Consider the following 22,407-nt stretch of genomic DNA (forward strand, 5'->3'; position numbering starts at 1 on the left):
GTCGCGGCAGCTTAGTGCCGGCGTTCGTAGCGGCGCTCGACAGTTCCGATGCGGACCCGCTCGACGAAGAGACCATCCGACCACTCAACCGCGCCTTCGGCAAGGGCGAGGCCATGCGCGTCGAGCGCGGGCCGGATTGCAGCGAGCGGATGGCGCGAGGCCATGGCGAGGGCCTCGTCGGCGGTGGCGATGCCCCAGGCGACGAGATTGCGTACCGCCTGGTCGAGGCAGAGTGCCGAGCCGGCGAGCAGGCCTTCGCCCTGGCGGACCGAGCCGTCTTCCGTGAGGTCGACCGCCATGCCGGCGAAGTGATAGCGGCCAACGGGCGCGGCGGCGGCGACCACCGCATCGGTGACCAGGATCGAACGTTCGAAGCCCTTGGCCCGGATCAGCGCCTTCAATGCCTTTGGATGGAGATGGATGCCGTCGGCGATGAAGCCGGCCATCAACCGGTCCTCGGCGAGCTGGGCGAAGACCGGGTTGGCGAGCTTGTGCAGGGTCTGCGGCAGGCCGTTGCCGAGATGGGTCGAGAGGCTGAGCCCGGCATCGGCGGCCGCAGCGACCACCTCGAAATCGGCCGCCGAATGGCCGATGGCGACGATCTTGCCGGCCTGCGCCAGCGCCTTGGTCAAGGCAAGGGCGCCTTCGCGCTCGGGAGCGAGGGTCACCATCAGGATCGGCCGGGAGAGATCGCGCTCCAGCCCCGCGACGAGGTCGAGCTTCGCCGCGGTCATCGCGTCAGGCGGATGGCAGCCATGATAGCCTGGCGCCGGATTGAGGAACGGGCCTTCGAGATGGTAGCCCGGGCACATCAGCTTGCCGAGCCGGCTTTGCGAAACCGCTGCATCGAGCGCCCGGAAACGCTCCTGCAATTCGTGCGGATGGGCGGTAATCAGGGTCGGCAGGCAGGCGGTGACGCCGGTCGCCAGCATCGCCTCCAGCGCCCGGTCGAGATCGGCGGCGGTGATCGCGGCGTCGTTGAAGTCGACGCCGCCGAAGCCGTTGACCTGAAGGTCGACGAGGCCGGGCGAGACTGGCATCGCTGCCTCAGCCCTGCTTCAGCAAGGACGCGGCCGGCGGATCGATGAACATCACCGTATTGGGATGCTCGCGCAGGATCGAGGCCGGGTATTGCGGCGAGATCTCGCCTTCGAGCGCGTGCTGAACCGCCTTGGCCTTGCGGGTGTCCGAGACCGACAGGATGATCAGCTCGCTCTTCAGGATCTGGCGCACGCTCATCGAGATGGCGCGTTCCGGCACGGCGGCAAAGCTCTCGAACCAGCCCTCGCCGAACTGCTGGTTGCGACAGGCTTCGTCGAGCGTGACGACGATATAGGGCTCTTTCGTCTCGAAATCGGCCGGCGGATCGTTGAAGGCGAGATGGCAGTTCTCGCCGATGCCGGCGAAGCAGAGATCGATCCGCCGGCCTGCGATCAAGGCGTTGAGACGCTGCGTCTCGGCCTTTGCGTCACCCTCGCCATTGACCGGGACGAACGTCACCTTGCCGCCGAGCGGCGCGACGAAACGCTCCTGCAGATAGCGCCGGAAGCTCGCCGGATGCGATACGGGCAGGCCGACATATTCGTCGAGATGGAAGGCGGTGACCTTCGACCAGTCGATGCCTTCGGCGACGACGAGGTGCTGCAGCATCTCGAACTGGCTGGCGCCGGTCGCGACGATGATGTTCGCCTCGCCATGGCGGGCGATGGCGGCGCGGAGCGTCTCGGCGCCGAGCGCCGCAGCCTGCCGGCCGAGCTCCTGCTTGTCGGCGAGAATGCGGATGTCGATCATGCGGCCTGCCCTCGAAGCTCGGCGCAGCGCGCGCCACGAATTGCGGATCGAGGTCTAGCACAGGCGGGGACGAAGGCATCGGGCAAGATGTCGGGGGCGGTCCCATCTGCCGGCATGGCGGCGCGGGTTCGTGAGTGGCGCGGAGAGGCCTGTCGCTAGCCTTCCCCTGGCGTAAGCCGCTGCAATTGCCGCTCGAGGAAGCGGCGCTCGGCCGGTTGCCGGGTGAGGTCGAGGGCGCGCCGGTAGGAGGCTGCGGCGGCCTCGTCCTGGCCGAGCCGTCGGTGCAGGTCGGCCAGCGCCGCATGGGCGAGGGGATAGCCGTCGAGGGCGCCGTCGAGAAGAGCGGCTTCGACCGCGACGAGCCCCGCCTGTGCTCCATCGCGCTGGCTGATTGCGGCGGCGCGGTTGAGGGCGCCGACCGGGGAGGGATCGAGCCGCAGGAGCAGGTCGTAGAGACCGACGATCCGGTTCCAGTCCGTGCCGGCGACGCTTTCAGCTTCCGCATGCGTCGCGGCGATCGCCGCCTGCAGCAGATAAGGGCCGAGGCGGCGCTGCGCGAAGCCCTGCTCGATCAGGCTGGTGGCTTCGGCGATCGCCGCGCGGTCCCAGAGCGAGCGGTCCTGATCCTCGAGCAGGATGAGGTCGCCGGCGTCGTCGGTCCGCGCTGTGCGGCGCGATTCGTGCAGTAGCATCAGCGCCAGCAGGCCCATGGCTTCGGCGTCGGGCAGCAGGGCCGTGAGCAGGCGGCCGAGCCTGATCGCCTCGGCGCAGAGATCCTGCCGAGTCAGCTGCGGGCCGGCTGTGGCGGAATAGCCTTCGTTGAAAACGAGGTAGACGACCCGCAGCACGCTTTGCAGGCGGGAAGGCAATTCGGTGCGCCCGGGCACTTCATAGGGCAGGGCCTCGTCGCGGATCCTCGCTTTGGCCCGGACGATGCGTTGGCCGATTATCGGCGGGCGGGTGAGATAAGCGCGGGCGATCTCCTCCGTCGTCAGGCCTGCGACCTCGCGCAGGGTGAGGGCGATCTGCGCGTCCGGCGGTAGCGCCGGATGGCAGCAGGTGAAGATCAGCCGCAACTCGTCGTCCTGGATCTCCTCGGGCAGGGCGGGTTCGATGGCGGGGTCGGCCAACGCCGCGAGCTCTGTGGTCGCTGCCGCCAGCCGGGCTTGGCGGCGCCAGCGATCGATCGTTCGGAAGCGGCCGGCCGAGACCAGCCAGGCATAGGGATTGGCCGGCACGCCCTCGCGTGGCCAGCGCTCGGTGGCGGCGGCAAAGGCTTCTTGAAGCGCCTCCTCCGCTGCTTCGAAGCCGCCGAGCAGGCGGATCAGCGTCGCGAGCACGCGCCGCCGCTCGCCGCGATAGGCGGCCTCGACTGCGGCGCGTGCCTCGGACGTGCTCACAGTCGTGGCGGCGGCGTGCTGAAGTCGACGACCGGGCGGACCTCGATCGAGCCGATGCGGGCGATCGGGTGGCCGGAGGCGACGCGAACGGCCTCGTTGAGGTCCGCCGCGTCGATCAGGACGATGCCGCCGAGCATTTCGCGGGTCTCCATGAACGGACCGTCGGTCGCCGACATCTTGCCGTCGCGCATCTGCACGGTCATCGCCGTGTCCGGCATCTCAAGCGCCTCGCCGGCGACGAAATGGCCGGTCTCGGTCAGCTTGACGTCGTAGTTCGCGCATTCGGCGAGAACCGCATTGGCCTCGGCGCCGCCGCCGAACAGGGTCTTGGGATCGTAATAGATCAGGCAAGCGTAACGCATGGGGGAACTCCTCTCCTTGTGCATCGACGCAGCTTGTCGTTCGGCGGCGATCGATTTCGACAAGGGCCCGTTTCTTTTTACTGGCGTCGGCGGCGGGGTCACCTGGGCGGTTCCGAAAAGGACGCGCTGGAGCCGCATTCGCACCTGCATGAATCAAAGATCGGATGTTAAACATCGGATGAATGGTTGCGAGTGGCGCTCTGCTGTGCGAAGGAACTCGCACGAAGCCAACAAGGCGAAGTCAGGGAGGCGGAATGCGGCGCGGCGCCAAGCCCGGCAAGATCGGTGCGATCGTCGCCCATCTCGGCGCGGCGATCGTGCGTGGCGAGGTCGCCCCCGGCGAGGCGCTGCCGCCCGAGCACGAGCTCGAGACGCGCTACCAGGCCGGTCGGGGCGTTGTCCGCGAAGCTGTGAAGATGCTCGCGGCCAAGGGACTGGTCAGCGTCCGCCCGCGCCACGGCACCCATGTCCGCCCCGCCCATGACTGGTCGATGCTCGACCGCGACGTGCTCGGCTGGCTGCGCGGCGGCGACGGGCTCGGCCGGGAGATCCTGCTGGCGCTCGACGAGACGCGCGCCATCATCGAGCCGGCAGCGGCTGCCCTCGCCGCCGAGCGCGCGACGGCCGAAGACTGCGCCCGGATCGAGGCGGCTCTCGCTGCGATGGAGCACGGGCAGGACGATCCTGCCGCCGCGATCGCCGCCGACAAGGCCTTCCACCTTTCGATCATCGACGCGACCCACAATCCGATCCTGCGCAGCTTCCGCGGCGTGATCGACACGATCCTGAGCGCGCTCTTCGACATCACGGTCGGCGTCTTCGCCGGCAACCTCGCGAACCATGCCGCGGTGGCGCAGGCGATTTCCGCCCGCGATCCCGCAGGGGCGCGCCGGGCGATGGAAGAACTGCTCGGCTACACCCAGCACCACCTTCTCTCCGGCAGCCTGAAGCCGGCGCGAACCGAGAACGACAAACCCTAGGGAGAGCAAGATGAAACTGAAGAGCCTGATGATGGCGGCCGCCTTCGCGGCCACGAGCTTCTCGGCGAGCGCGGCCTGGCCGGAGCGGCCGATCACCCTGGTCGTGCCCTGGGCCGCCGGCGGCGGCACGGACGCGGTCGCGCGCATCCTCGCCGCAGGGCTGGAGAAGGAACTCGGCAAGCCGGTCAACGTCGTCAACCGCACCGGCGGCGGCGGCGTCGTCGGCCATACCGAAATGGTCCACGCCAAGCCGGACGGCTACACGATTGGGCTCGCCACGGCCGAGGTCACGACCTTCTACTGGTCGAACACCGCGCCCTTCACCTATGAGAAGCTGACGCCGATCGCACTGGTGAACTTCGATTCCGCCGCCTTCAACGTCGCGGCGAACTCGCCCTGGGGCGATCTGCGCGCTGCGCTCGACGACATCAAGAAGCAGCCGGCAGGCAAGTACAAGCTCTCCGGCATGGCAGCGGGCGCCGCCTATCACCTCGCCTTCGCGGGCCTGCTCCAGCTCGAGGGTATCGATCCCAAGGCGGTCGTGGTCGTGCCGAGCCAGGGCGCGGCCCCGGGGTTCCAGGAGTTGGCCTCGGGCGGCGTGCAGATCGTCCCGTCCTCGCTGCCGGAAGGCAAGCCGATGTTCGATGCCGGGCGGGTCAAGTCGCTGGCGGTGATGTCGAAGGAGAAGATCGGCGCGTTCCCGGCAGTCCCGACGGTCAAGGACGCAATCGGCAAGGAGTATGAGGGCGGCACTTGGCGCGGCCTTGCGGCGCCGGCCGGCGTTCCGGCCGAGATCGTCGCCAAGCTGGTCGAGGTGGCCGACAAGGTCGCGAATTCCGAGGAGTACAAGAAGTTCCTCGCCGAGCGCGGCTTCGGCCATGCCTATGCCAAGGGCCCGGCCTTCGGCGAGTTCCTGGCCACGCAGCACAAGAACAACGGCGAGATCATGGGCGCGCTCGGCCTGCGCCTGCGCCAGTAGCAGCGAGACCCGCTCGCCTTATCCCTCGCGGAGCGCCGTTCCGGCGCTCCGATCGCTCACCCGGGCAAGTACGCATGAAGTTCAATGATCTCGTCGCCGGCCTCGCCTTCATACTCATCGCCGGGCTGATTGCGGCCGGGGCATGGAGCCTGCCCAATCCCTCGCAGCAGCCGCTCGGCCCTTCGGCCTTCCCGTTGATACTGGCCGGGTTGCTGGCGTTCTGTGCGCTGCTCCTCGCCTGGCAGGGCGCGCGCTCCGTGGAGCGCGGCCCGGCGCTGGCGCTTGCCGACTGGGCCCGCAACCCGGCGGCGCTCGTCCGGCTGCTGCTCGTGCCCGCCGCGGTGCTGTTCTACATCGCGGCCGCCGAGACGCTCGGCTTTCTGCTGACGGCGCCGCTGATCCTGGCGACGTTGTTCCTCGCCGGTGGTGTCCGGCCGCAGCTTGCCCTGCCGCTGGCGCTGGCCGCCGCGCTGGTGATGCACTCGATCTTCTATCTCGGCCTCGGGGTGCAATTGCCCTGGGGGCCGCTCGAACCTTTCCGTTGGTGAGACCATGCTCGACGCCTACATGACCGCGCTGGGGATGGTGCTCGATCCCTATGTGCTCGCCGTCATCACCGCCTCTGCGATCTACGGGCTGGTCGTCGGCTGTATTCCCGGGCTTTCGGCGACGATGGCGACGGCGCTGCTGGTGCCGCTGACCTTCTTCATGCCGCCAGTGCCGGCGATCGCCGCGATCGTCACCACCTCGACCATGGCGATCTTCTCCGGCGATATTCCGGGCTGCCTGCTGCGCATTCCCGGCACGCCGGCCTCCGCGGCCTATGTCGACGATTCCTATCAGATGACGCTGAAGGGTCAGCCCGAGCTCGCGCTCGGCATCGGCCTCTGGTTCTCGGTGCTGGGGGGGCTGTTCGGCACGGCGGTGATGATGGCGGCCTCGCCGGCGATCGCTGATTTCGCGCTCGGCTTCGGCTCGGTCGAGTTCTTCTGGATCGTCATGCTCGGCCTCGGCGGCGCCGTGTTCATCGGCTCGTCGACGCCGCTGAAAGCCTGCATCGCCTTGCTGCTCGGGCTGCTGATCGCGATGGTCGGGATGAACAACCCGGCCGGCCAGCCACGCTTCACCTTCGATTCCACCGAGATGCTCGGCGGCGTCTCGCTGATCCCGATGATGGTCGGCATGTTCGCCTGCTCGGAGGTGATGCGCCACATGATCGCCGACGGCAGCGCGCCGCCGGTCGTGGTCAAGAAGATCGGTTCGATCTTCGCCAATATGTGGCGGCTGACCAAGCAGTATCCGGTGCAGCTGCTGCGCGGCAGTGCACTCGGTACGATCGTTGGCATCCAGCCCGGCAGCGGCGCCGACATGGCGGCCTGGATGTCCTATGCGATGAGCAAGCGCTTCTCGAAGGAGCCGGAGAAGTTCGGCACCGGCCATCCGGAAGGGCTGATCGAGGCAGGTGCTTCCAACAACTCTTCGCTGGCCGGCGCCTGGATCCCGGCTTTGGTCTTCGGCATCCCCGGCGATTCGATCACCGCCATCGCCATCGGCGTGCTGATGATGAAGAACATGGCGCCGGGGCCGACGATCTTCGTCAGCAACCCGCAGAACGTCTATGCGCTCTTCCTCGTCTTCGTCATCGCCAATTTGATGATGCTGCCGCTCGGCTGGGCGATCATCAAGGTCGCGTCGAAAGTACTGACGGTGCCGCGCAAGGTGCTGATGCCGATCATCCTGCTCTTCGCCATCGTCGGCTCCTACGCGATCAACAACTCGCTGTTCGATGTCGGGCTGATGCTGGCCTTCGGCGCGCTCGCCTTCGTGCTGGAGGAGAACGGTTTTCCGGTCGCGCCGGTGATCCTCGGCGTCGTGCTCGGGCCGTTGCTGGAGGAGTACTTCATCAACTCGATGATCAAGTCCGACGGCAGCCTGCTCGGCCTCGTCGACCGGCCGATCGCTGCCGTGCTGGCCGCGATCACCATCGGCATCATCGCCTGGACGATCATCAGCTCGATACGCGGCGGGCCGCGCCGCGAGGTCACGGCGCAGGACCTGTAGGTGGCGCGGGTTGACCATCTCGACCTAAAGCGCGGCGCCGCCCGAACGACGTGAAGCGAGGTCGCTTTTGGTAAACTGCACGGGACCGGCGGCACCGCCCGGTTACGATATCGTGAGTAAGGCCCAGAAATCGGTTCGCGATCTCCGGGCCTTAACTTGTCATGCACCATAGCCGGGCTCATCCTCGTCGGCACTTGCCTTGATTCTGAGTGGGCCTTTCTGGTCCGGGATGTTGCTCCCGCCCTGAGAACCCAGAAGGGTATCGGCACGACGACCGACAGAGGCGGTCACGCGGGAGCAGAGGCGTCCCCGGTCGGAAGGTTCCGGAAATGGAGCGTCCGATGGTTCGCTGGCCTCTGTACGCAGTCTCGGCTCTCTCGGTGTCATTGTATTTGAGCGGCCCCGCCCGCTCGCAGGTCTGTCCTTCTCCGATCGTCGTCAATGGCTCGCCATGCACGGTGACGCCGGGGACGGTGGTGACCGTCACACCCGCGAACGCGATTGGCCTCAGCGCCACCGGAGCGGGCGGACTGATCACCGGCAACGGCATCACCACGAACCTCGCCGCTGCCACGACGACCGGTGCGCGGGCTCAGAACACAGCCGCGATTCTGTTCAACGGCAGCACGCTCGCGACGACCGCGATCACGACCGCGACGGCAGCCGGACAGATCGGCCTCCAGGCTACCGGGACGGGCAGCTCCGTCAGCGCCACCGGCTCCAGCGTTACGCTCGGTCCGGCGAACGGCACGACCGTGGCCAACAACCTGATCGGGGTGAGCGCGCTCTCGGGAGGCGCGGTCACGCTCGTGAACACCAATGTCACGACACTGGGGGCGGCCGGTGGGCTGAACAATAACGCGCTCGTTTCAGATGGTGCCGGAAGCCTCATCAACGTCACGGGCGGAACGATCGCGACGCGCTCGAGAGCGTCCTTCGGTGCCTTCGCCCAGAATGGCGGCAGTATCCTTCTCGACGGCACAGCGATCTCGACGACCGGCGTCGGCACGGCGGTGATCGCCGGAGGCCATGCCCTGTTCGCGACCGGAGCGGGCAGCCAGATCACCGGTACGAACCTCACCCTCGGCACGACGGGTAACTTCTCGAGCCCGGTCCGCATCGAGAGTGGTGGCGCGGTCTCCCTGACCGGCGCGACGATCACGTCGAGCGCCACCTCCGCCGCCGACACCGATCCCGCCGCGGGCGCGCGCGTGCTCAGCGGGGGGCAGCTCAGCCTCACCAGCAGCACCATCACGATGACCGGGCAGCGGGGTACCGGCATATCGATCCAGGGCGCTGGATCGACCGCGACGATCGCCAACACCGGCGTTTCGGCAGCGGGCAATCGTGCCAACGCGCTGTTCGTCGCCGGTGGGGGGCAGGCGAATGTCAGCGGCGGCACGTTGTCTTCTGCCGGGCCAACTTCGGTCTTGGTCCAGGACGCCGGCTCCGCGGTCACGCTGACGAATACGGCGATACAGGGCGTCAGCGGCCCGACGCTGATCGGCTATGGCCTGCGTGTGAATTCTGGCGCGACCGCGACCATGACGGGCGGGTCCTCGACCACGGATGGCCGCGACAGCCCCGGCATCGCGGCCTCGGGCGGCGGCAGCGTCAATGCGACGAATGTCACGGTAACGACCTCCGGCAACGACAACGCCATGGGCGTCATCGCCGACCTCGACGGGACGATCAACCTCACCGACGCCGTGGTCACCACCACCGGAGGCGAGGTCCGGTCGGGAGCCCGTCCGCACGCTCTCACGGCGCGCAACCCCAATGGCATCCTGACCGCGACCGGGACGACGGTGACAACCTCCGGCCTGCTCGCGATGGGTGTCGTCGCGGACGATGGCGGCGTTGCGACCTTCTCCCAGGGCCGGGTCACGACCTCCGGGACCAGCGGCATCGGGCTTTTCTCCGTGACCGAGCAGACGGGGGCGCAATTCGCCGCAAACCTGACGGCCAGCGATCTTTCGATCACGACCAGCGGCAATCTCGCGCATGCCGTCGCGGCCCAGTCGCGCAACGACATTTCCGCGCCGCTGGCCCTCGCGACGGTCAACAGGGCTGTCGTCCTGACGACCGGAATCAATGCCGTGGGCCTGCGCGCCGTGCTCGGCGACTACGGCACCCGGCCGGTCACCGGACGCGGCGAGGCGCGGGTGGTCGCCAACGATTCCCAAGTCCGGACGCAAGGTGCCGGCGCGCATGGCGCGCTTTCGCGCGACAATCCGACTTCGGTGACGATGAACCGGACGGATGTCGTGGCGTCCGGCCTGGCGGCGCATGGCTCGGTCGCCGAAGCGGGCGGTCTGATCGTGGGCAACAATGCAAGCGTGGTCGCAACGGGTGGGGCTTCGGCGGCACTCTTCGTCATCGGCGCGCCCGATGCGGTGTCCAATGCCCGCTTCACCGATAGCAGGCTTGCCAATCTCAGCGGCCCGACGATCGGCGTCGCGGGGAACGGCAATGTCTCGCTGACGAACTCGACGGCAGGCGGAAGCGGGGAGTGGCTTCGCGTCGGACAGAGTACGGATTTCCCGCCACTGATCCAGTCGCCGCCGCAGACTGGCGTGCCCGACCCGCCTGATCCCGATCTTCCGCCTCCGATGGGGCTCCCGCCAATCGGGGCGCCGCCCGGTCTGCCGGTTGTCCCCGGCCTCGCCAATGTGACGCTGACCAACTCGACCGTCATCGGCTCGGCCTTCACCGCGCCCGGCAGTGTCTCGAACGTGACGCTGGTCGACAGCACCTGGATCATGACGGGCAACTCGAATGTCACCAATCTCGTCAACGATCCCAGCCTGATCCAGTACACGCCGCCGACTGGCGACCCGGCGCTGCTCGCCAGCTACAAGACTCTGACGGTCGTGAACTACGTCGGCATCGACGGCCGCATCGGCCTGAACACCTTCCTCGGCGCTGACGCATCGCCATCCGACCGCCTGATCATCGATGGCGGGCAGGCATCCGGACGTTCGCCGCTCCTGATCGCCAATACGATTGGCCCTGGCGATCTGACCATCGCCAACGGCATCCTTGTGGTGGACGCGATCAACGGGGGCACCACGGTGCCCGGCACCTTCACGCTGGGGCATCCGGTGGTCGCAGGCCCTTATGAATACCTGCTCTTCCGCGGCAGCGTCGACACGTCGGGGCCGCAGAACTGGTATCTGCGCTCGCATATCGCGGTGCCGCCGGAGCCGCCGACCCCGACTCCGCCCGAGCCGACCCCGCCGGATCCGGGGCCCGCACCGACGCCGCCGACCCCGACACCGCCGACACCGCGGCCGGCGCCCGTGGTGATCCCGAACTACCGCCAGGAAACCTCGCTCTACGCGGCGCTGCCGGCGATGCAGCTGATCTATGGCCGCACGCTGCTCGACAGCCTGCACGAGCGGGTCGGCGAACTCAGGCCGCCGGAGGCTGTGCCGGTGACCGAGGAACGGACGATCTGGTGCAAGAACCCCGAGAAAAACTTTCGCTGCACTACGATCGTGCAATTGCCGGCGAGCGCGATCGCGCCCGGACGCTCCTATGTCTCGTCGGGTTGGGCCCGGGTGATCGGCCGGCGTGGCGAGCAGGATGGCGGGGCCTGGGGCATTCTGCGCAACGGCCCGAACTTCGACTACGACCTCTATGCCTTCCAGGCCGGGCTCGACCTCTACCGCAGCTACAATGCCGACGGCTCGCGCGACCATGCCGGCATCTATGGCGGGGTCGGCCGGATTGAAGGCGACGTCACGCATTTCAACGGCATCAGGGCCGGGCGCAACACGATCGACGCCACGTCGCTCGGCGCCTACTGGACGCATTTCGGCGCCGCGGGTTGGTATCTCGACGGCGTGGTCCAGGGCACATGGTACGATGCCAAGGCCGATTCCCGGCGCGGCTTCGTGCTCAACCGGGACGCCTTCGGCTTCGCGGCCTCGCTGGAAGGCGGCTATCCGATCGCGCTCGGCCAAGGCTGGATCATCGAGCCGCAGGCGCAGATCGTCTACCAGACGATCTCGAGTGGAACCGCGGCTGATGCCGCGGCCTTGGTCCGCTTCTCCGACGCCGACTCGCTCGCCGGCCGGATCGGCGGGCGGCTCGCCAAGAGCTGGACGCTGGAGGAGCCGGCAACCGGCGGGCGGCCGCGGATGCTGACCGCCTGGCTGAAGGCGAGCCTGTGGAACGAGTTTTTGGGCAACCCCAAGACCTCCTTCTCCTCGGCGACCGGCTTCATCCCCTTCCGCTCCGATCTCGGCGGCAGCTGGGCCGAGCTCAAGGCGGGCGTCGACGCCCAGATCGCCCGCAATGTCGCGCTCTACGCCTCGGCGGGCTACTCCGTCGGCCTCGATGGCCGTTCCCACGCCTATGACGGAAGGCTCGGGGTGAAGGTTTCGTGGTGAGGGCGCTTCGATGTCTTTTCACGGGGCTGCCAAAGTGCCCGGCAGCTGGGCTGCTTTGAAGCCTGCGACAGGTCTCCCTTCGCTCGCAGGCCGAGTCTGTAAGCCTTGCCGTTTGGTGGCGCTCGCCATTGAGAAAGGGGCCTTGAGCTCCGTCGGCTTTGACGCTACAGGGCTGGCATCAGCAGAAGGAAGTTAATGCGCAGAGGCCTCATCTGAACCGCATCTCGCGGTGTCATTAGCCCCCTTGAGGGCTTCTCTGTTTGCATTCCCATCTGCGGAAACATCATGAAAAACGTGGAAACGACGATCCGCGCCTATGAGACGTCGACGGATCTCGAAGCGCTGTCGGCCATCTGGTTCGAGGCTTCGCTCCTGGCCCACCCCTTTATCGGCGAGGAGCGCCTGCGCGAGCAGCGCGTCCTGATCGAGACGAGATATCTCCCCGAGGCCGAGACTTGGGTGGCCTGTCGCGCGGGCGAGCCGGTCGGCTTCGTCAGCTTGCTCGAGCATTTCATCGGCGGCTTGTTCGTCGCCTCCGGCCAGCAGGGGAACGGCATCGGCCGGACCCTGGTCGCCCATGCGCTGAAGCTGAAGGGCGAGCTCATGCTCGAGGTCTACACCGACAACAAGCAGGCCTACGCCTTCTACGAAGCGCTCGGCTTCAAGGAGCTGTCGCGGCGGGCGCAGGACGATGAGGGCCTGCCGTTCGAGAACGCGCAGATGCGCCTGGGGGCCTGACGAGCCGGCAGGGCGGCGCGCGTCGTCCTGCCGAGCCCTGCGAATGCGGCTTCGGCCGCATTCGCTTCCGGCGCGTATCAGCGCTCGGTGATCTTGAACTCGATGCGGCGGTTGCGGCGCCAGGCCTCGTCATTGTTGGCGACGTCGAGCGGCTGGAACTCGCCGAAGCCGGTCGCGGCGATGCGGTCGGCCGGAATGCCCTTGGTGATCAGATACTCGACCACGGCGACGGCACGGGCGGTCGAGAGGTTCCAGTTCGAGGGGAACTGGGCCGAGCGGATCGGCCGGTTGTCGGTATGGCCGTCGACGCGCAGGATCCAGGGCAGGTCGGGCGGCATCTCGCGGCCGAGATCGGCGATGATCGTGCCGAGCTTGTCGAGCTCGGCGCGGCCTTCCGGCTTCAGCACCGCCTGACCGGCGTCGAAGAAGACCTCGGACTGGAAGACGAAGCGGTCGCCGACGACGCGGATGTCCGGCCGCGTACCGAGCACCTGACGCAGGCGGCCGAAGAAGTCGGAGCGGTAGCGCGCCAGTTCCTGGACGCGTTGAGCCAGCGCGACATTGAGGCGCGAGCCGAGCTCGGCGATGCGCGTCTGCGCTTCCTTGTCCTTGGCTTCGGCGGCGCCGATAGCCTCCTCGAGCGCGGCGAGCTGGCGGCGCATGGCGAGGATCTGCTGGTTGACCAGCTCGACGGTGGCCTGGGCCCGCGCCGAAAGCTGCTTTTCGGCCTCCAGCGCCTTCTGGCTCTCGGCGAGCTGGGCCGGGGCATTGCCGTTGACGCTGTCGAGCATGCCCTGGATGCGGCCGCGCTCGGCCTGCTCGGTGGTCAGCGTCGACTGCAGCAAGGCAAGCGAATCCTTGGCATCCTTGCCGGCGGCGCGTTCGAGCGCCAGGAGGTCGGTGAGCTCGGAAAGCTGGCGATTCAGCCGGTCGAGCACCGTGTCCTTGCCGGAGATCTCCTGCGACAGGAAGAACTGCCCGAGCACGAAGACAGACAGCAGGAAGACGATGCCGATCAGCATCGTCGAAAGCGCGTCGACGAAGCCCGGCCAGAAATTGACGTCCTCGCGGCGGTGGGAGCGGGACAGGGCCATGCGCTCAGATGCTCCTCAAGCGGATGCTTCTATACCCCGGTCGTCCCGGCCGGAGCAAAGCGAAGAGCCGGGACCCATGCCTGAACCTCTTTCGGTAAGGCTCCGGCATGGGTCCCGGGTCTCCTTGCAGTCGCCCGGGACGACCCGCGGGAATACGAGCAGGAGATTCGTCATCGCTATCTGTGGCGTGCTCATGGCTCCGCCACCGTATCGGCCGCGAGGCGCTCTATCAGGCGCTTCAGATCCTTTTCGCGCGCGGCCTGGGCCTCGACCCAGTCGCGAATCAGCTGCTGCTCGGAACGCATGTGCTGGACGAGGCCCTGAATGCCCTCGGCGAGATTGGCCATGGCCTGCGCGGCGGCGCGGCTGTTGGCGCCTTCCTGGATCGCGGCATGGAGCTTGTCGAAGCGCTCGCCGAGCCCGTCGAGGCTGGCTGCCTGGCTCGCGGTGGTGCTGGCGCCGAGATAGCCTTCGATCTCGTTGCGGAAGCGGCGCTGGGCCTGCGCCACCTGGAGTTCGAGGAAGCCGAGTACCAGCGAGCCGGCGATGCCGAAGAGCGAGGACGAGAAGGACAGGCCCATGCCGGCGAGAGGCGCAGCGAGGCCGGCCTTGAGCTCGTCGAAGAGAACGCCGGACTCTGCACCGGTGCGCAGGCTCTTGATGACGTTGCCGACCGAGGACACCGTGTCTAGCAGGCCCCAGAAGGTGCCGAGCAGGCCGAGGAAGACGAGCAGGCCGGCGAGATAGCGCAGCACTTCGCGGCCATCGTCGAGCCTGACCGCGATCGATTCGAGCAGGCTCGCGGCCTGGTCGGAGGCAAGGCTGCGGCGCTGCAGCGCCGGCAGGACGGAGGCGAGCGGGCTGATCACCTGCGAGCGGCGAATGGCGGCGTCGGCCGGGCTGGCGGCCAGCCGCGTCGCGGCACGGGCCTCGCTGTCGACGCGCCAGAGCTCGCGCAGTGCGATCAGGACGCCGACCGCGAGCGCGCCGACGATCAGGCCGTTCAGGCCCGGATTGGTCATGAAGGCGGAGCGCAGGCCGGCCTGGAGGATGAAGATCAGGAAGCCGATCAGCGCCAGGAAGACCAAAGCGCGAATGAAATAGCGCAGCGGCCGCGAGAAGCGGAGCGTTTCGGAATGCAGCGCGGACATCGGGGCCGCAGCCGCATTCTCCCGCGCCACGGCCTCCGGGGCCGCTTCGTCATTGGCCATGCGTGGTATTCCGTTCCGGTTTCTCCGCCTCCGGCAATGTCGCCTCCCGCCACGCCGGGATCAAGCGCGAATGCGGCTCGTTCAGATGAAGTTCCTCGGGCGTGGAGTCAGGGGGCTGTCGAGGGTGAGATTGCCTCGGCCCCGCTCTTCATGGGCTCACTCATCAACCAACCTTCGACGGCGTTGCGCAGGTCGCTATAGGCCGCCTTTACAGCAAGTTGCGACGCGATTTGTAGTGCAACGGTAGCCCAGAGCAAATTCGTTACAAGATTTGTTTTCGAGCTGTGAATTTCAGCCAGTTTAGATATTTTGTCCCACTGTCCGGATGCTTGGTTTTGAATCAATTCAAAGACTGAATTGTGATAGTTGAATCCTATTATTAACCAGACAATAATCATAAAAGAAAATGGAATCATGTAAAGAAATGATAGTGTGGTGTATTTTCCAAACAATTCATCAATTTTATGGTTGATATGTGTTCTAGTTTCTTTTTTGGGTAGTTTTTTGGCAGTTTCGATTTCCGTGATTATTGCGTTCTCAAGGCGACCTGCCCGCACCCGCCTGGAGGCGCGTCCTGGCGATGCCGACAGGAAGAAGCGGGCGGCTTTGTTGATTTTCCACAGTTGTCGTACGGCTAAAATTGGCAGTATCGCAAAAATGAATAATGTCGAGTTGAGTAATATGTCAAAAATTCGTATTGGATGAGCATCGAGAATTGTAGGGATGTTGCTTATTATTACAATATGGATTACGGCAAGAGATATAATTACATATTCGTAGAATTGCTGATTTTTGTTATTTCTGCTGTAAAATGCGATGATTTTATCCAGCATATAGGTGCCTTCTGCCCATCTGAGGCAGACAGCCCGGCAAATTCTTGCCGGGCTGTCTTGCGCAACTCAAGATTGAGCAGAAACTCGTTGCAATCTGTTTAAAGCACGGTTTTCAGCGCGGCGCGCAGGGCTGGCTCGCCGGCCTCGTTGCCGCAGATCACGTCATGGGCCGAGGTCGGCTGCTTGCCGTCGAGCGTGCCGAAGGTGCCGCCGGCCTCGCGCACCATCACGGCTGCTGCGCCGAAATCCCAGGTGTTGAGGCCGCGCTCCCAATAGGCGTCCATGCGTCCGGCGGCGACATAGGCGATGTCGAGCGCGGCCGAGCCCATGCGGCGGACATTGGCGAAGCGGCTCATCACCGCGCCGAGCTCTCTCAGGAAGAGCGGGTGGCCACCCTTGCCGATATGCGGCACGCCCATGCCGATCAGCATGTCCGCCGACTCGCGGCGGCCGGAAACGCGCATGCGGCGGTTGTTGACATAGGCGCCCTTGCCCTTCTCGGCGATGAAGAGCTCGTCCTTGGCGGCGTCGTAGACCACGCCGGCGATGAACTGGTTGTCTCGCTCCAGGGCGACCGAGATGTTCCAGTGCGGAATGCCGCGCAGGAAGTTGTGGGTGCCGTCGAGCGGATCGATATGCCAGCGGTTGCTCTCGTCGGTGCCGACGACGACGCCGCTCTCCTCCATGACGAAGCCGTAGCCCGGGCGTGCCTTCTCCAGGGCCGCGCGCAGGATCTCCTCGGCCTTGTGGTCGGCCTTGGAGACGAAGTCGCCCGGGCCCTTGGCCAGAACCTGCAGGTTCTCGACCTCGCCGAAATCGCGCTTCAGCGAACGCGACGCCTTCATCACGGCGTCGGTCATCACGGTCATAAGCGGGGAACGGATCATCTTCAGAACCTCAGGGCGCGGCGGGCGCTACGAAAAGGGGCAGGCTATCAAAGAGCGAGGATGGTCGGCGCCGCCTGCGCGGCGCGCGTTCGGCCGTCACTTGCTCGGTTGGCTCGGCGTCGTCAAGGCCGTGGCCTCGATCCGGTCGGCGGCGAGGCGGGCGACGCGGGCGAGCTGCTCCGGCGAAAGCCGCTCCAGCAGATCGTCGAGTGCCGCGTCGGGAAGGCCTTGGGCGCGGGCCGCCAGGTGCCAGGCGGCGGCCTCGGCGAGGTCGGGCGGCACGGTGCGGCCGAACTGGTAGAGCTTGGCCAGCCGGTTCTGGGCGATGGCGTTGCCCTTGTTGGCGGCGCGGATCAAGAGCCGCGAAGCGGCGCGCTCGTCCTTGGCGACGCCGTCGCCATTGAACAGCATGATCGCGTATTCGACCTCGCCGGCGAGATTGCCACTGGCGGCGGCCTTGGCCATCCACTGTGCCGCCTTCTGGGCGTCGGCGGGACCGCCGCGGCCGAGCTTGCTGAGCACCGCGAGCGCGTGCATCGCGTCTCCGAGCCCGGCACCGGCGGCGAGTTCGAGGCTGGCGATGGCGCGCTTGTCGTCCTCGGGCTTGCCGGTCGCGAGCAAAGCGAGCGCGAGATTGTAGTTCGCGGCCGGGTGGCCGGCGGCTGCAGCCTTTTCCAGCAGGGCGCCGGCCTTGGCCGGATCGCGCGGCGCGCCCTGGCCTTCCAGGGTCGCCATGGCGAGACCGAAGACGGCGTTGACGTCGCCCTTCTCGGCGGCGAGCCGGTACCAGTCGGCCGCGGCGGTCGCGTCGTCGCGCACGCCTAGGCCCTGGCGGTAGATCTCGCCGAGCAGGGTCATCGCGGCGGCGTCGTTCGGGTTGGCCTCCAGCCGCTTCAGCGCTTCCGTCTGGGCGCGGCGATAATGGCCGGCCTGATAGGCGCCATAGGCGAGGTCGGGCTCCGCCGCCCGGGCCGGCAGGGCGAAGGCCAGCGCCAGCAGGGCGAAGCGCAGCCTCATCGGACCCCCTTGCGCGCCGCGTGATCGGCAATCGCGGCATCGGCGGCGCCGACTTCGGCGCGGATGTCGACATCCTCGGCGAAGAGCCATTCGCCGAGCGCGAGGAATTCGGCCCCGGTCTCGACCAGCGCCGGCACGGACTCGGCGTCCGGCGCATAGGCGATGCAGGGCGTCTCGAAGATCTCGGCCCACCAGGAGGCGCGCTCGATCACCGCCGGCAAAGGCGGCAGCGAGCCGTCCGGGCGCGGCTCGCCGAACATCACATAGTCGACACCGGCCTCGCCGGCATCCATGGCGTCATGGCGCGCGCGCAGGCCGCCGACGCCGATGATCCGTTCCTGTCGCAGGCTGGAGCGCGCTTCGGCGATCGCCTCGATGCCCTCGGTGATGTGGACCCCGTCGGCGCCGCCGCGGCTGGCGACCTGGGCCGAGGCCTCGACGACGAGCGCGACGTTCTGGGCCTGCACAGCAGGAGCGAGCGCCTTGACGCGCTCGGTCAGGCTGCGCTCGTCGCCGGGCGCGAGCCGCAGCAGCACGGCGGCGACATCGCCACCGGCGAAGGCCTGCATCAGGCGAAAGGAGATCGCGCCGGGGTCGAGGACCGGAGGCGTGACCAGCATCAGGCGGGTGCGGGGCGGTTGTGTGCTCATGATCGGCTGCGCAAACGGCCCGCGACGTGGTCCAATGTCAAGACCGCGAGGCCGGCAACGAGGCTCCAGAAGGCCGAGCCGACGCCGAAAAGCGACAGGCTCGAGGCGGCGACGGCGAAGGTGACGACCGCGGCGAAGCGCTCCTTGTCGCTGCCCATCGCCTGGCCGAGCGCCCCGGTGAGCGAACCGACGAGGCCGAGCCCGGCGACGGCGACGATCAGCGCCTTCGGCATGGCGAGGATCAGCGCCAGCAGGAGGCCTGCGGTGGCGGCGATGGCAAGCCAGAAGAAAGCATACCAGATGCCGGCCTTCCAGCGCTCCTTCGGATCGGGATGGGTGTCGGCGCCGGTGCAGATCGAGGCGCTGATCGCGGCCATGTTGACCATATGCGCGCCGGTCGGCGCGGTCAGGAAGGACATCAGCCCGGTGACGAACAGGCAGGAGGCGGTCGGCGGGTGATAGCCGGAGGCGCGCAGCACGGCGAAGCCCGGCAGGTTCTGCGCGGCCATGGTGACGAGATAGAGCGGTATGCCGATGCCGAGGATCGCCGTCAGGTCGAGATGCGGGACGATCAGCTCGATATGGGTGAGCGCAACCGGTCCGGCCGGCAATGTCGCGGTGCCGGTGGCGAAGGCAAGGGCGAGGCCTGCGCCCAGCGCCGCGATGACGCCGAGGAAAGGGTTCCACAGCCGCGCCAGCAGGAAAACGACGAGCAGGGTCAGCACCAGCGCCGGCTGCAGGCGCATCTCGTCGAAGACCGCGACGACGAAGCGGAAGATCACGCCGGCCAGCATCGCCGCGGCGATGCTCATCGGGATGCGCTCGACCAGCGCGCCGAGCGGGCGGAAGGCGGCGGTCGCCATCATCAGCGCGGCCGCGGCGAGGAAGGCGCCGACGGCCGAGGCCATGTCGACGCCGCTCGCCGCCGCGATCAGGGCTGCGCCCGGCGTCGACCAGGCGCAGATGATCGGCATGCGGTGCCGCCAGGACAGGATCAGGCTGGCGAGCCCCTTGGCGATGGCAAGGCCTGCGAGCCAGGAGACGGTCTGGCCCGGCGTCGCGCCCAGCGCCTGCGCCGCCGCCAACACGACCGCGACCGAGGCCGCATAGCCGACGAAGACCGCGACGAGGGCCGAGAAGAGCTGCGACATCGGCGCGCCCTTACGAATCCCAGGCGGTCGGCCAGGCCTGATCGAGCTCGGGGCCGATCCTCACCGCCGAAACCGATTTAGCGAGGCCGCTGACGTCGTCGGTCTCGACGGCGATGCCGGAGAGCGTGCCCTGGCCGAGAGCGGCCTCGAGCCTGGAGCCCGGCGTCTTCTGCAGGAAGCGGCGGATCGACTCGTCCTTCTGCATGCCGAGGATCGAATCATAGTCGCCGCACATGCCGGCATCGGACTGGTAGGCCGTGCCGCCCGGCAGGATGCGGGTGTCGGCGGTCGGGACATGGGTGTGGGTGCCGACGACGAGGCTGGCGCGGCCGTCGAGGAAATAGCCCATGGCCAGTTTCTCGCTGGTCGCCTCGGCGTGGAAATCGACCACGACCGCATCGGCGACGTCGCGCAGCGGGCAGGCGGACAGCTCGCGCTCGACCGCGGCGAAGGGGTCGTCGAGGGGGTCCATGAACAGACGGCCCATGACGTTGACGACGAGGACGCGGGCGCCGTTCCTGGCTTCGACCACGGCGGCGCCGCGTCCGGGCGTGCCGGGCGGGTAGTTGGCGGGTCGGATCAGCCGGGGCTGTCGCTCGATGAAGACCAGCGCCTCGCGCTGGTCCCAGGAATGGTTGCCGAGGGTGACGACGTCGGCGCCGGCGGCGAGGATCTCGTCGCAGATCGCCTCGGTGATGCCGAAGCCCCCGGCGGCGTTCTCGCCATTGATGACGACGCAGTCGAGATTCCAGCGCTGGCGCAGGCCGGGGAGGCGATCGAGCACGGCCTGGCGGCCGGCGCGCCCGACGATGTCGCCGAGGAAGAGTAGACGCATTGTCGGGGTCTCTGTGGCAGCAGCGGTCGCTTTCACTGCCGCGATTGCGTCGGCAAATCAACCGCCGTGCGGCTCAGGCGCAGCGTATGGTTTCGTTCTCGGTGACGATCCAGTCGAGACTGCGATCATGCGACTCATCGGGGACGGCCGGGATTTCCTGGGCGGCATAGCCGATGCCGACAGTCGCTATCGGGCGCAGCTCGGTGATGGCGCGGTCGTAATAGCCCTTGCCGTAGCCGATGCGGTAGCCGCGCCGGTCGAAGGCGGCTAGCGGCACGATCAGCACGGCCGGCCGAGCCTCGGCCTCGGAAGGGTGCGGCACCAGCGTGCCGAAGCCGCCGGGGACGATCGGCTCCCAGGGCGCCCAGCGCCGGAAATGCATGCGTCCGCCGACGATCGCCGGCAGGCAGAGCGTCAGGCCGCGTTCATGCAACGCTTCGAGGATCGGGCGCGGATCGGCCTCGGAGCGCATCGGCCAATAGGCCGAGACCGGGCCTTGCGGGAAGGCCGGCAGGGCCAGCACCCGTTCGGTGATCGCCTCGTCCCAGATCAGGCGGTCGTCGAGTTCGAGCGCGTCGCGCCGGGCCAGGGCCTCGGCACGCAGCTGGGCCTTGCGGGGGGAGGGGGCGGGAGAGGCGGCTTCGGTCATGGAAAGTGCGGAGCCACCTCGGCCGTGGAGATTTCGATCCCGGGACACCTACAAAGTAGGTGGGCGCCGTGTGTCCGGGTCCAGGGACCCAGTCAGGGACAGCTCCCTAGGGAGTCGTATGGGCCCGGGAATACATGACTCTCACGCACCAGGCAGCCCCGCACGGACAAGGTAAGGCGCATGCCGGCAAAGCGCCAGAGGGTTCATGCGATCACCCCAGAAATTGTGCGGCGAGCTAAGCTTGCAGCTCAGGCCCCGCGGGCCAGTCCGTGGCGGATCACGCGGTCGATCAGGTCGGGATAGGCGACGCCGCTGGCGGCGAGCGCCTTCGGGAACATGCTGATGTCGGTGAAGCCGGGGATGGTGTTGATCTCGTTGACCAGTACGCTGCCGTCCGGGCGCAGGAAGAAGTCGACACGGGCCATGCCGTCGCAGCCGAGTGCGTAAAAGGCGCGCTTCGCCAGGAGCCGGAGGTTCGCGATCGTATCCTGCGGCAGATTGGCGGGCACCTCGACGCGGGCGCCATCCTCGTCGATGTACTTCGCCTCGTAGGTGTAGAAGCCGTGGCTCGCGGCGGCGGCGATCTCGCCCGGCAGCGAGACGATGGTCTCGCCATCGACCTGTTCCAGCACGCTGAGCTCGATCTCGCGGCCTTCGATGAACTCCTCGACGAGGACGACGCGGTCGTAGCGGAAGGCCTCGCCCAGCGCCACGGCGAAGCCCTCTGCGGTCGTCGCCTTGCTGACGCCGACCGAGGAGCCCTGCCGGGCCGGCTTGACGAAGAGCGGCAGGCCGAGTGCTTCCGTGGCCTGATCGAAGCTCAGCATCTCGCCCAGCCGGACGGTGAGCGAGCGCGCTACGCCCAGCCCGGCCTCCCGCAGCAGCCGCTTGGCAATGTCCTTGTCGAGCGCATTGGCCGAGCCGACGATACCGCAACCGGCGAGCGGGACGCCGGCGACCGCAGCCAGCCCCTGAACCGAGCCGTCCTCGCCGTCGAGCCCGTGCAGCACCGGGAAGAGCACGTCGATCTTCGGCAGGGTCTGCGGCGCGGCGCCGTCCTGCAGGCGCAGCAGGCGCCCGCCGCCGCCGGGCAGCAGGCAGAGCTCGGCGCCGTCCTGCGGGATCGGATCGGGCAGGACGCCGTTCTCAAGTTCGAGTTCGCGCCACAGGCCGGTCTTGGTGATCAGGATCGGCACGACGTCGTAGGCCGCCTTGTCGATCGCCTTCACCACATTGGCGGCGGACATCAGCGAAACCTCGTGCTCGGCGGATTTGCCGCCGAGGAGAATTGCCACCCGGACCCTGTCGCTCATCATCATCGCCCTTATCGACTCGTTCAGCTGCGAGCCTCAGTCGGGGATGATTGAGGAAT

Annotated in this window: 20 protein-coding genes and 1 other RNA gene; 6 read left to right on the forward strand and 15 right to left on the reverse strand. The window is 67.5% G+C overall.

Annotated elements, in window-relative coordinates; translation table 11 throughout:
• Positions 1-11: 11 nt before the first annotated feature.
• The 4 genes from DK26_RS19700 to DK26_RS19715 all read right to left on the reverse strand — a co-directional run bounded on the left by DK26_RS19700 (position 12) and on the right by DK26_RS19715 (position 3,553).
• On the reverse strand, positions 12-1,040 hold the full coding sequence (locus DK26_RS19700) for an amidohydrolase family protein (protein ID WP_066476030.1): 1,029 nt from the start codon (positions 1,038-1,040) through the stop codon (positions 12-14).
• A 7-nt stretch (positions 1,041-1,047) separates the two neighbouring features.
• The gene (locus DK26_RS19705) at positions 1,048-1,791 is read right to left on the reverse strand and encodes a glucosamine-6-phosphate deaminase (RefSeq protein ID WP_066476032.1); all 744 of its coding nucleotides are present in this window, start codon (positions 1,789-1,791) and stop codon (positions 1,048-1,050) included.
• Positions 1,792-1,946: 155 nt separating this feature from the next.
• Entirely contained in the window at positions 1,947-3,191 is a 1,245-nt protein-coding gene (locus DK26_RS19710; RefSeq protein WP_066476034.1) for a DUF6596 domain-containing protein, read from the reverse strand.
• On the reverse strand, positions 3,188-3,553 hold the full coding sequence (locus DK26_RS19715) for a YciI family protein (protein WP_066476035.1): 366 nt from the start codon (positions 3,551-3,553) through the stop codon (positions 3,188-3,190). The genes DK26_RS19710 and DK26_RS19715 overlap by 4 nt, the downstream gene beginning before the upstream one ends.
• Before the next feature lie 254 nt (positions 3,554-3,807).
• Between DK26_RS19715 and DK26_RS19720 the strand changes: the two genes are divergently transcribed.
• The 6 genes from DK26_RS19720 to DK26_RS19745 all read left to right on the forward strand — a co-directional run bounded on the left by DK26_RS19720 (position 3,808) and on the right by DK26_RS19745 (position 12,708).
• Positions 3,808-4,533 carry an FCD domain-containing protein gene (locus DK26_RS19720; protein WP_066476036.1) on the forward strand — a complete coding sequence of 242 codons (726 nt, stop codon included), beginning with the start codon at positions 3,808-3,810 and terminating at the stop codon, positions 4,531-4,533.
• Between the two features lie 10 nt (positions 4,534-4,543).
• A complete protein-coding gene (locus DK26_RS19725; protein ID WP_066476037.1) occupies positions 4,544-5,512 on the forward strand; it encodes a tripartite tricarboxylate transporter substrate binding protein in 969 nt (322 codons plus the stop codon).
• Between the two features lie 74 nt (positions 5,513-5,586).
• Positions 5,587-6,060: a tripartite tricarboxylate transporter TctB family protein gene (locus DK26_RS19730; RefSeq protein ID WP_066476039.1), complete on the forward strand. Its 474-nt coding sequence runs from the start codon at positions 5,587-5,589 to the stop codon at positions 6,058-6,060.
• Positions 6,061-6,064: 4 nt separating this feature from the next.
• Entirely contained in the window at positions 6,065-7,573 is a 1,509-nt protein-coding gene (locus DK26_RS19735; RefSeq protein WP_066476041.1) for a tripartite tricarboxylate transporter permease, read from the forward strand.
• A 476-nt stretch (positions 7,574-8,049) separates the two neighbouring features.
• On the forward strand, positions 8,050-11,970 hold the full coding sequence (locus DK26_RS19740) for an autotransporter outer membrane beta-barrel domain-containing protein (protein ID WP_157089741.1): 3,921 nt from the start codon (positions 8,050-8,052) through the stop codon (positions 11,968-11,970).
• 285 nt (positions 11,971-12,255) lie between these two features.
• Positions 12,256-12,708, forward strand: coding sequence for a GNAT family N-acetyltransferase (locus tag DK26_RS19745; protein WP_066476045.1), 453 nt, complete (start codon positions 12,256-12,258; stop codon positions 12,706-12,708).
• 77 nt (positions 12,709-12,785) lie between these two features.
• On the opposite strand, the gene DK26_RS19750 is transcribed toward DK26_RS19745, so the two are convergent.
• The 11 genes from DK26_RS19750 to DK26_RS19795 all read right to left on the reverse strand — a co-directional run bounded on the left by DK26_RS19750 (position 12,786) and on the right by DK26_RS19795 (position 22,348).
• Positions 12,786-13,802: a peptidoglycan -binding protein gene (locus DK26_RS19750; RefSeq protein WP_066476047.1), complete on the reverse strand. Its 1,017-nt coding sequence runs from the start codon at positions 13,800-13,802 to the stop codon at positions 12,786-12,788.
• A 191-nt stretch (positions 13,803-13,993) separates the two neighbouring features.
• The gene (locus tag DK26_RS19755; protein ID WP_248310043.1) at positions 13,994-15,013 is read right to left on the reverse strand and encodes a flagellar motor protein MotA; all 1,020 of its coding nucleotides are present in this window, start codon (positions 15,011-15,013) and stop codon (positions 13,994-13,996) included.
• A 107-nt stretch (positions 15,014-15,120) separates the two neighbouring features.
• Positions 15,121-15,846: a hypothetical protein gene (locus DK26_RS29110; RefSeq protein ID WP_157089742.1), complete on the reverse strand. Its 726-nt coding sequence runs from the start codon at positions 15,844-15,846 to the stop codon at positions 15,121-15,123.
• Between the two features lie 98 nt (positions 15,847-15,944).
• Positions 15,945-16,733: an inositol monophosphatase family protein gene (locus tag DK26_RS19760; protein ID WP_066476049.1), complete on the reverse strand. Its 789-nt coding sequence runs from the start codon at positions 16,731-16,733 to the stop codon at positions 15,945-15,947.
• A gap of 96 nt (positions 16,734-16,829) precedes the next feature.
• The gene (locus tag DK26_RS19765; protein WP_066476050.1) at positions 16,830-17,750 is read right to left on the reverse strand and encodes a tetratricopeptide repeat protein; all 921 of its coding nucleotides are present in this window, start codon (positions 17,748-17,750) and stop codon (positions 16,830-16,832) included.
• Positions 17,747-18,400, reverse strand: a complete 654-nt coding sequence (locus tag DK26_RS19770) for a thiamine phosphate synthase (RefSeq protein WP_083533385.1) — start codon at positions 18,398-18,400, stop codon at positions 17,747-17,749. Before DK26_RS19770 ends, DK26_RS19765 begins: the two co-directional genes overlap by 4 nt.
• A complete protein-coding gene (locus tag DK26_RS19775) occupies positions 18,397-19,551 on the reverse strand; it encodes a benzoate/H(+) symporter BenE family transporter (protein WP_066476057.1) in 1,155 nt (384 codons plus the stop codon). Before DK26_RS19775 ends, DK26_RS19770 begins: the two co-directional genes overlap by 4 nt.
• Before the next feature lie 10 nt (positions 19,552-19,561).
• On the reverse strand, positions 19,562-20,386 hold the full coding sequence (locus DK26_RS19780) for a TIGR00282 family metallophosphoesterase (RefSeq protein ID WP_066476059.1): 825 nt from the start codon (positions 20,384-20,386) through the stop codon (positions 19,562-19,564).
• 73 nt (positions 20,387-20,459) lie between these two features.
• Positions 20,460-21,035, reverse strand: a complete 576-nt coding sequence (locus DK26_RS19785; RefSeq protein ID WP_066476061.1) for a 5-formyltetrahydrofolate cyclo-ligase — start codon at positions 21,033-21,035, stop codon at positions 20,460-20,462.
• A 6-nt stretch (positions 21,036-21,041) separates the two neighbouring features.
• A non-coding RNA gene (gene ssrS, locus DK26_RS19790) (6S RNA) lies at positions 21,042-21,197 on the reverse strand.
• 86 nt (positions 21,198-21,283) lie between these two features.
• Positions 21,284-22,348 (reverse strand): D-alanine--D-alanine ligase family protein, encoded by a 1,065-nt coding sequence (locus DK26_RS19795; RefSeq protein ID WP_066476447.1) that lies wholly within the window; start codon positions 22,346-22,348, stop codon positions 21,284-21,286.
• Between the last annotated feature and the right edge of the window lie 59 nt (positions 22,349-22,407).

Source organism: Allobosea sp. WAO, assembly GCF_001509835.1.
Taxonomy (GTDB): Bacteria; Pseudomonadota; Alphaproteobacteria; order Rhizobiales; family Beijerinckiaceae; genus Allobosea.

Coding starts and splice junctions, on each gene's coding strand:
- DK26_RS19750 (WP_066476047.1), bottom strand. CDS start 13,802: ATGGCCCTGTCCCGCTCCCACCGCCGCGAGGACGTCAATTTCTGGCCG.
- DK26_RS19780 (WP_066476059.1), bottom strand. CDS start 20,386: ATGCGTCTACTCTTCCTCGGCGACATCGTCGGGCGCGCCGGCCGCCAG.
- DK26_RS19735 (WP_066476041.1), top strand. CDS start 6,065: ATGCTCGACGCCTACATGACCGCGCTGGGGATGGTGCTCGATCCCTAT.
- DK26_RS19755 (WP_248310043.1), bottom strand. CDS start 15,013: ATGGCCAATGACGAAGCGGCCCCGGAGGCCGTGGCGCGGGAGAATGCG.
- DK26_RS19745 (WP_066476045.1), top strand. CDS start 12,256: ATGAAAAACGTGGAAACGACGATCCGCGCCTATGAGACGTCGACGGAT.
- DK26_RS19760 (WP_066476049.1), bottom strand. CDS start 16,733: ATGATCCGTTCCCCGCTTATGACCGTGATGACCGACGCCGTGATGAAG.
- DK26_RS19725 (WP_066476037.1), top strand. CDS start 4,544: ATGAAACTGAAGAGCCTGATGATGGCGGCCGCCTTCGCGGCCACGAGC.
- DK26_RS19705 (WP_066476032.1), bottom strand. CDS start 1,791: ATGATCGACATCCGCATTCTCGCCGACAAGCAGGAGCTCGGCCGGCAG.
- DK26_RS19720 (WP_066476036.1), top strand. CDS start 3,808: ATGCGGCGCGGCGCCAAGCCCGGCAAGATCGGTGCGATCGTCGCCCAT.
- DK26_RS19700 (WP_066476030.1), bottom strand. CDS start 1,040: ATGCCAGTCTCGCCCGGCCTCGTCGACCTTCAGGTCAACGGCTTCGGC.
- DK26_RS29110 (WP_157089742.1), bottom strand. CDS start 15,846: ATGCTGGATAAAATCATCGCATTTTACAGCAGAAATAACAAAAATCAG.
- DK26_RS19775 (WP_066476057.1), bottom strand. CDS start 19,551: ATGTCGCAGCTCTTCTCGGCCCTCGTCGCGGTCTTCGTCGGCTATGCG.
- DK26_RS19770 (WP_083533385.1), bottom strand. CDS start 18,400: ATGAGCACACAACCGCCCCGCACCCGCCTGATGCTGGTCACGCCTCCG.
- DK26_RS19715 (WP_066476035.1), bottom strand. CDS start 3,553: ATGCGTTACGCTTGCCTGATCTATTACGATCCCAAGACCCTGTTCGGC.
- DK26_RS19795 (WP_066476447.1), bottom strand. CDS start 22,348: ATGAGCGACAGGGTCCGGGTGGCAATTCTCCTCGGCGGCAAATCCGCC.
- DK26_RS19785 (WP_066476061.1), bottom strand. CDS start 21,035: ATGACCGAAGCCGCCTCTCCCGCCCCCTCCCCCCGCAAGGCCCAGCTG.
- DK26_RS19765 (WP_066476050.1), bottom strand. CDS start 17,750: ATGAGGCTGCGCTTCGCCCTGCTGGCGCTGGCCTTCGCCCTGCCGGCC.
- DK26_RS19730 (WP_066476039.1), top strand. CDS start 5,587: ATGAAGTTCAATGATCTCGTCGCCGGCCTCGCCTTCATACTCATCGCC.